Raw genomic sequence first — 6,821 nt, forward strand, 5'->3', positions numbered from 1 at the left:
CGATGGGGGTCTCACTCGGCTCAATGGCGTCGCGCTCCTGGCTCAGCCACCGCGTCAGCGTCGATAACCCGATACGCAAATCTTCCGCGATCTCCCGCCGCGTCCTGCCGCTCGTCAATGCCAGCCGAACTGCTTCACGCCGAAACTCCGGCGTCGGCCTGTTTCCGTTTTCCATAGAACACCTCCTGGTTCCTCAGTTGGTGCTCTCCACTTTTGAAGGGCAAGTCCAACCGTCTCGCCTTCTATCAGCGTCTCCGCCACGATCCGAGCCTTCAACTCCCGCGGCCAATTCCGCTTGCCGTCCGCACGGCGAGGCGCACTTGCCAGAAACTCGCTTATAGCTCCCATCGAGAAACTCCCCACTAATCAAAGAAGCCTCTGAATCGCAGATCAAGCGTCATGCCGTAAGTGTGGGAGTGGCGCACCGCTTACCACGCAATTCTCCGGGGCAACCGCGCTCTGGCTGCAGACGATGGTGGACCTCACTGCGGGCGATACCGTCGAGCTGCAGGGGTTTTTTCGAGTTGCGGACGGCTATTTCACTGCTGACCAAACGTCCTTCTGGGGGTCAAGAGTGGGCTCACTTCTGGCATCCAGTTCATTTCGACTGACTTGGTGGGTATCGACTCAAATCGAACCCCAAGCGCAAATGACGGAGACGTCGTGCTGGTGGGCATTTTTTTGACGCTTGGCTTAGCCCTTCACCGCGCGCAAGAGCTCAAGACGCGTCAGTCTTCGCCAAACAAGTCCCTGGTGTAGACTTTGTGACGTATTTCTTCGATTTCGTCGGTTAGACGGTTTGCAACAACGACGTCGGCGTTTTGTGTGAACTTCTCCAAATCTCGGATTACTTTTGGTCCAAAGAAAATCTCGTCTTTCAGCATGGGCTCAAAGACGATCACTTCGATGCCTTTGGCTTTGATGCGCTTCATGATCCCTTGAATCGACGATTGCCGAAAGTTGTCGGACCCGGCTTTCATCACCAGCCGATAGACGCCTACCACCTTTGGCTGCTTGGCGACAATTTGATCGGCTAGGAAGTCTTTCCGGGTACGGTTGGCATCCACAATAGCAGAAATTAGATTTTGTGGCACGGCCGTGTAATTAGCCAAGAGTTGCTTTGTATCCTTTGGTAGACAATAGCTGCCATAGCCAAAGGACGGGTTGTTGTAGTGAGTGCCAATGCGCGGATCGAGCCCCACACCTTCGATTATTTGCCGTGAGTCGAGCCCATTGGCAATGGCATAGCTGTCGAGCTCGTTGAAGAAGGCGACCCGCATGGCAAGGTAGGTATTGGCGAAAAGCTTGATCGCCTCGGCCTCGTAGCTTTCAGTAAACAAGACGGGAACGTCTTGCTTCTCAGCTGCTTCAGTCAATAAGTTAGCAAACGCGAGACCGCGGTCCGACATGTCGCCCACGATGATGCGACTAGGATGTAGATTGTCGTAAAGTGCGCGGCCTTCGCGCAAGAATTCAGGACTGAATAGAATATTTGGATTGCCAGTGCGGTCCCGCAAGCTCTGCGTGAAGCCCACTGGAATGGTAGACTTGATCACGACTGTAGCGTCGGGTGCCACCGTCGAGACGATCTGCGTCACGCTCTTTACAGAAGACGTGTCAAAGAAATCCGTTTTGGGATTATAGTCCGTGGGAGTCGCGATGATGACAATCTCGGCACCACTTAAGGCGGCTTCCAGGTCTGTCGTGGCGTTCAAGTGTATTGGGCGCGTCGAGAGGAACTCCTCAAGCTCGGAATCGGCAATTGGGCACTGTTTGGCGTTCACCATGGCCACTCGCTCTGCGGAAAGGTCAACTGCAGTGACTCTATGGTTTTGCGCCAGCAGAGCGGCATTGGACAAGCCGACGTTGCCGATGCCCACAACTACGATGTTCTTTTGATTTTGTGCGCTCATCCCTTCGCCCCTTGCCCGGGGGCGTAGACATCCTCGTATCGGATGATGTCGTCCTCGCCGAGATAACTGCCAGTTTGCACCTCGATCAGCGTCAACGGGACTTTGCCGGGATTTTCCATGCGGTGCACAGCGCCGAGGGGGATGTAGACGCTTTGGTTTTCGGTGATGAGCTTTACCCCTTCATCGACCGTCACCTTGGCGGTGCCCTCCACGACAATCCAATGCTCGGCGCGGTGGTGGTGGCTTTGGAGGCTAGGCTACCGACTCATAAACCCGCAACCAGATGCGTGTTGCGGCGAGTTTGATGAGAGCGAGAAAGTTGGCGTCGTGTTTCTCGTATCGTGTTGCGATGGCCCTGTAGTGCTTGAGTTTTGAGAAGAAGCGTTCGATCCTATTGCGGCGTCGGTAAGCGTGCCGATCCAGCGGTGGTGGTGTGCTGCGTCGCGGGATTGGCTTGATGACGGCTCTTGCGCCGACAGCGGCGAGGCGTTCGCGCAGTCGGTTGCTGTCGTAGGCGGCGTCGGCGAGCAGGGTTTGCCCCGCCCCGACCGTGTCCAGCATGTCATCCGCCGAGCGTCCGTCGTGCGCCTGTCCGGCGGTCAGCTTCAGCGTGATCGGCAGGCCGCGCGCGTCGGAGACTGCGTGGATCTTGGTGGTCAGACCGCCCCGTGAGCGCCCCAGGCAGACGGCTCGAAGGTCAGCCAGACCGGCGGTGCCGGCGGTCTGCGCGCCCCCTTTTTGCGTTGGCCCCGTGCTGGTGAACGCGGATCGAGGAACTGTCCACCGACTGTTCCGAACCTTCGTAGGCCGCTGACACCGCATCGAATATCCGGTCCCACACACCCAGCTTCGCCCAGCGGACAAACCGATTGTAGCAGGTCGTGTAGGGTCCATAACGTTCCGGGATGTCGGCCCAGGGCGATCCGGTTCTCAGCCGCCAGTAGATGCCGTTCAGCACCCGCCGGTCATCCACCCGCGGCACACCACGCGGCTTGTTCAGCAGAAGCGGTTCGATGATCGACCATTCGAAGTCTGTCAATTCGTAGCGACGTTGCATCTTGCTGCTCTCCTCTCTCACAGAAGTGAATCAGCAATCCCGAAACCGCGCTAGTCATTTATGAGTGCGTGACCTAGAGGGGCGCACCCGGATGTACAACGATACGTTTGACCTGAAAACGTGGCCCGATGACGAGGCTCTCGTACCAGCCCCAGGGTCGGTAGTCGCGTGGCAGAGCCGTAGCTTGCGATACACCTTGGGCTTTCAGTGCGGCAACTGCGTCTTTGACATCTTGAGCGCGGTCCTTATGTGCGACCAGCACCGCATCAGGCATGGCAACCGCGACAATGTCGGTCAATCCGATCCCTACAAGCTGTTGTGCGCCGGTGGTGGCTTGCAACAGAGTGGAATCGCAATCGAGCGCAGTCGCCGGTCCGGTCGTGACGACGGCTTTCTCATCAGCATCGCCTTCACGCCAGACCGCTTGCCAATCGCCCAGGTCTGACCAAGCGCCGCCATAAGGAACGACGGTTAGATTGCCCGCGCGCTCCATCACGGCGTAATCAATGGAGATATCGGGCAATTTATCCCAAGGCTCTGCCTTTAGTCGGGTGAAGGACAGGTCCTTTTCGGCGCCATCGACCGCAGCCCGACGGGCCGAAAGAACCTCTGGCGCGTGCTCGGCGAATGCGTCCAGGATCGCCGTGCTTGTAAAGAGGAAGATCCCCGCGTTCCAAAGGTGCAAGCCACCTTTCAAGAGTGTGTCGGCCTTCGCCTGGTCGGGCTTTTCAACAAAGCTCTTGAGGGGCTGGGGCGCTAGGATGCGGACTCATAATGTCTGACCCAGAGGCGTGAGCAGGCGATAAGGACCGCGGCAAGATAGTCTCGGGCGGTTTTTTCGTATCGGGTGGCGATCTTGCGGAAGTGTTTGAGCTTGTGGAAGAACTACTCGACCAAGTTGCGCTGGCGGTAGAGCGCGGGATCGACCGAGCGCTGAACTTTCCGGTCTCGTTGCGTTGGGATGTGGCCCCGCCCGCCGCGCGCCGCGATCAGCTCGAGGATCGCGCGGGCGTCATATCCCCGGTCCGCGACGACATCTCCGGGGGCGGGATGAGCGGCAAGCAGGTCAGCGACCGCCGCCTTGTCCGATGCCTGCCCGGGCGACAGCGTGATCGCCAGCGGCAGTCCGCGATGATCCACCATCGCGTTGATCTTGGTGCTCAGTCCGCCACGAGAGCGGCCAAGGGTGTGATCGGCCCCCCTTTTTTGGCCGCCGCCTGCTGGTGTGCCCGGATGATCGAGGAGTCGATGAACTGCATGCTGTCGGGGGATTTTTCTGCCAGCGTTTCAAAGATCTGGACCCAGACGCCCGCTTTCGCCCACCTGTTGAACCGGTTGTAGACGGTCGTGTAGGGGCCATACCTCTCCGGCAGGTCGCGCCACGGCGACCCGGTTCGCAGCACCCAGAAGATGCCATTCAGAACCCGCCGGTCATCCACCCGCGCCACACCCCTTGGCTTGTTGGGCAACAGCGGCTGGATCAGCCCCCACTCGCCATCCGTCAGATCAAAACGCGCCATCACTACCTCCTGTCCCGGAATCAGTGAATCACGGACGCAGCGCGAAGGGAATCCTGTTAATGGGTACGCATCCTAGGAGCGAAGTCTGCGTCGGGTGCCTCGATGAGCTCAAGCCAGCCATAGCCTGTTTCGGGGCGGTCGGGGCGGATGCCGAAGGTGACAAGTTGACCGGCGGAGGCGGCAGGTGCGGCGGCCTGAACAGCGTCGCGGAAACGGGCGGCGTCGGGGATTACATGGTCCGATGGCGCCACCAGCATCAGCGAACCCGGCGCACGGGCCTCTAGTGCCAGGGCGGCAGAGCAGATCGCGGCGGCGGTGTTTTTTGCGGAAGGCTCGATCAGGATGTCGACAGGCGCAATCTCGAGGGAGGCGAGTTGCTCGATCACGATAAAGCGAAAGTCGGCGGCGGTGACGATCGTGGGCGCGGCAAAGCCATCCCCCGACAAGCGACGCGCGGAGGCCTGATAAAGGCTTTCGTCGCCGGTCAGCTTGACGAACTGTTTGGGGTAGGACTTGCGCGACAAGGGCCAAAGCCGCGTGCCGGAGCCGCCACACAGGAGAACGGGGTGAATTAGGTTTTCCATAAGTAACTCTTAACGCCTGAAGGTTTCAGGATTGGCCAGAAACCATTGGTAGGTTTCCGCAAGCCCCTGATCCAGCCCGATCCGCGCGGACCAGCCCATCTGGGTAAGCCGCGAAACATCCATCAGCTTGCGCGGGGTGCCGTCGGGTTTGCTCGGGTCGGTCACAATGCGGCCCGTGTAACCCGTGACAGCCGCAACCTTCTGCGCCAGTTCAAGGATCGAGATATCGGTGCCTGATCCAACATTGATATGGCTGAGCATTGGCTGGGTGTTTGCCTCATACTCGGCCTTAGGCAAATCAAGCACAAAGAGCGAAGCGGCGGCCATGTCATCCACATGCAGGAATTCGCGGCGCGGCGTGCCGGTACCCCAGATAACGACATCTTCGTCCCCCGATTGCGCGGCCTCGTGAAAACGGCGGATCAGAGCGGGAAGCACGTGGCTGTTCTCGGGGTGGAAGTTGTCGCCGGGCCCGTAGAGGTTCGTCGGCATGACCGAGCGATAATCGGTGCCGTGCTGGCGGTTGTAGCTCTCGCAGAGCTTGATCCCGGCGATCTTGGCGATGGCGTAGGGTTCGTTCGTCGGCTCCAGCACGCCGGCCAGCAGTGCGTCCTCGCGCATTGGCTGCGGAACGGCGCGGGGGTAGATGCAGGATGAGCCAAGCTGCAAAAGCCGCGTGACGCCAGCGGCATAGGCCTGATGGGTGACATTCGCCTCGATCATCAGGTTGTCGTAGATGAAGTCAGCGGGGTAGCTGTTGTTGGCAAGGATCCCACCCACTTTGGCAGCGGCAAGGATCACCACATCGGGGCGCTCGGCCTGCATGAATGCCCGCACAGCACCCTGATCTGTCAGGTCGAGTTCCGCATGGGTGCGGGTGACGATGTTCGTTTCGCCACGCGCTTGCAACTGCCGCAGGATCGCGCCACCAACCATCCCTCGGTGGCCTGCAAGGTATATCTTGCGCATTGCCTTAACTCTCGATCGAAATGTGCAGGTCCAGCCCGTGTTCGCGCAACAAACGGGTGCGACGCGCGTTTTGCAGATCATGGGCGACCATTTCCGCGCACATTTCCTGCACGGTAATCTCGGGCGTCCAGCCAAGCTTTGCCTTGGCTTTGGAAGGATCGCCAAGCAGCGTCTCGACCTCGGCGGGGCGGAAATAGCGCGGGTCGATGCGAACGATCACATCGCCAACCGAAAGTGCGGGCGCCGCGTCGCCCTCAATCGCGGCGACAATTCCGACCTCGTCCAGTCCTATGCCCTCAAACCGCAGCGTGATGCCCAACTCGGCGGCGGACCATTCGATGAACTGGCGCACGGAGTATTGTACACCCGTGGCGATGACAAAATCTTCGGGCGTATCCTGTTGCAGCATCATCCACTGCATCCGCACGTAGTCTTTTGCATGGCCCCAATCGCGCAGCGCGTCGATATTGCCCATGTGGAGGCAGGGCTCCAACCCCTGCGCGATATTGGCCAGACCGCGGGTGATCTTGCGGGTCACGAAAGTCTCTCCGCGACGGGGGCTTTCGTGGTTAAAGAGGATGCCGTTACAGGCATACATGCCATAGGCCTCGCGGTAGTTCACGGTGATCCAATAGGCATACATCTTGGCCACCGCATAGGGGCTGCGCGGGTGGAAAGGTGTTGACTCGGTCTGGGGAATTTCCTGCACGAGGCCGTAGAGTTCAGAGGTTGATGCCTGGTAGAAGCGGGTCTTCTTTTCGAGCCCCAGAAAACGGAT

At 59.4% G+C, this 6,821-nt stretch carries 5 protein-coding genes and 4 pseudogenes; all 9 read right to left on the minus strand.

The genetic code is table 11. The annotated features are described in order from the left end of the window. A partial coding sequence (locus A3728_RS22320; RefSeq protein ID WP_150120747.1) for a helix-turn-helix domain-containing protein occupies positions 1–175 on the minus strand: 175 nt, incomplete at its 3' end. A gap of 553 nt (positions 176–728) precedes the next feature. Then, positions 729–1,913: a nucleotide sugar dehydrogenase gene (locus tag A3728_RS11370; protein WP_067923623.1), complete on the minus strand. Its 1,185-nt coding sequence runs from the start codon at positions 1,911–1,913 to the stop codon at positions 729–731. Further along, a pseudogene (locus A3728_RS11375) lies at positions 1,910–2,167 on the minus strand (cupin domain-containing protein); the annotation flags it as partial. The gene A3728_RS11370 and the pseudogene A3728_RS11375, both read right to left, overlap by 4 nt. After that, a protein-coding gene (locus A3728_RS22330; protein ID WP_443069068.1) for an IS5 family transposase occupies positions 2,166–2,970 on the minus strand; the annotation gives its coding sequence in 2 pieces (ribosomal slippage) (positions 2,166–2,643 and positions 2,642–2,970; 807 coding nt in all). The gene A3728_RS22330 and the pseudogene A3728_RS11375, both read right to left, overlap by 2 nt. Before the next feature lie 76 nt (positions 2,971–3,046). Then, a pseudogene (locus A3728_RS11390) lies at positions 3,047–3,724 on the minus strand (sugar phosphate nucleotidyltransferase); the annotation flags it as partial. A 2-nt stretch (positions 3,725–3,726) separates the two neighbouring features. Further along, positions 3,727–4,490 (minus strand): annotated as a pseudogene (locus tag A3728_RS22335) (IS5 family transposase). 64 nt (positions 4,491–4,554) lie between these two features. Beyond that, positions 4,555–5,074: pseudogene (locus A3728_RS11405) on the minus strand (sugar phosphate nucleotidyltransferase); the annotation flags it as partial. Positions 5,075–5,083: 9 nt separating this feature from the next. Further along, a complete protein-coding gene (fcl, locus tag A3728_RS11410) occupies positions 5,084–6,043 on the minus strand; it encodes a GDP-L-fucose synthase (RefSeq protein ID WP_067923636.1) in 960 nt (319 codons plus the stop codon). A gap of 4 nt (positions 6,044–6,047) precedes the next feature. Beyond that, the coding region (locus A3728_RS11415) for a GDP-mannose 4,6-dehydratase (protein WP_067923639.1) at positions 6,048–6,821 on the minus strand (774 nt) is incomplete at its 5' end.

It is taken from the genome of Sulfitobacter sp. HI0040, assembly GCF_001634885.1.
Classification (GTDB): domain Bacteria; phylum Pseudomonadota; class Alphaproteobacteria; order Rhodobacterales; family Rhodobacteraceae; genus Sulfitobacter.

Bases quoted from the DNA above. Each gene is read 5' to 3' on its own strand.
- A3728_RS11370 (WP_067923623.1), bottom strand. From the start codon at position 1,913: ATGAGCGCACAAAATCAAAAGAACATCGTAGTTGTGGGCATCGGCAAC.
- fcl (WP_067923636.1), bottom strand. From the start codon at position 6,043: ATGCGCAAGATATACCTTGCAGGCCACCGAGGGATGGTTGGTGGCGCG.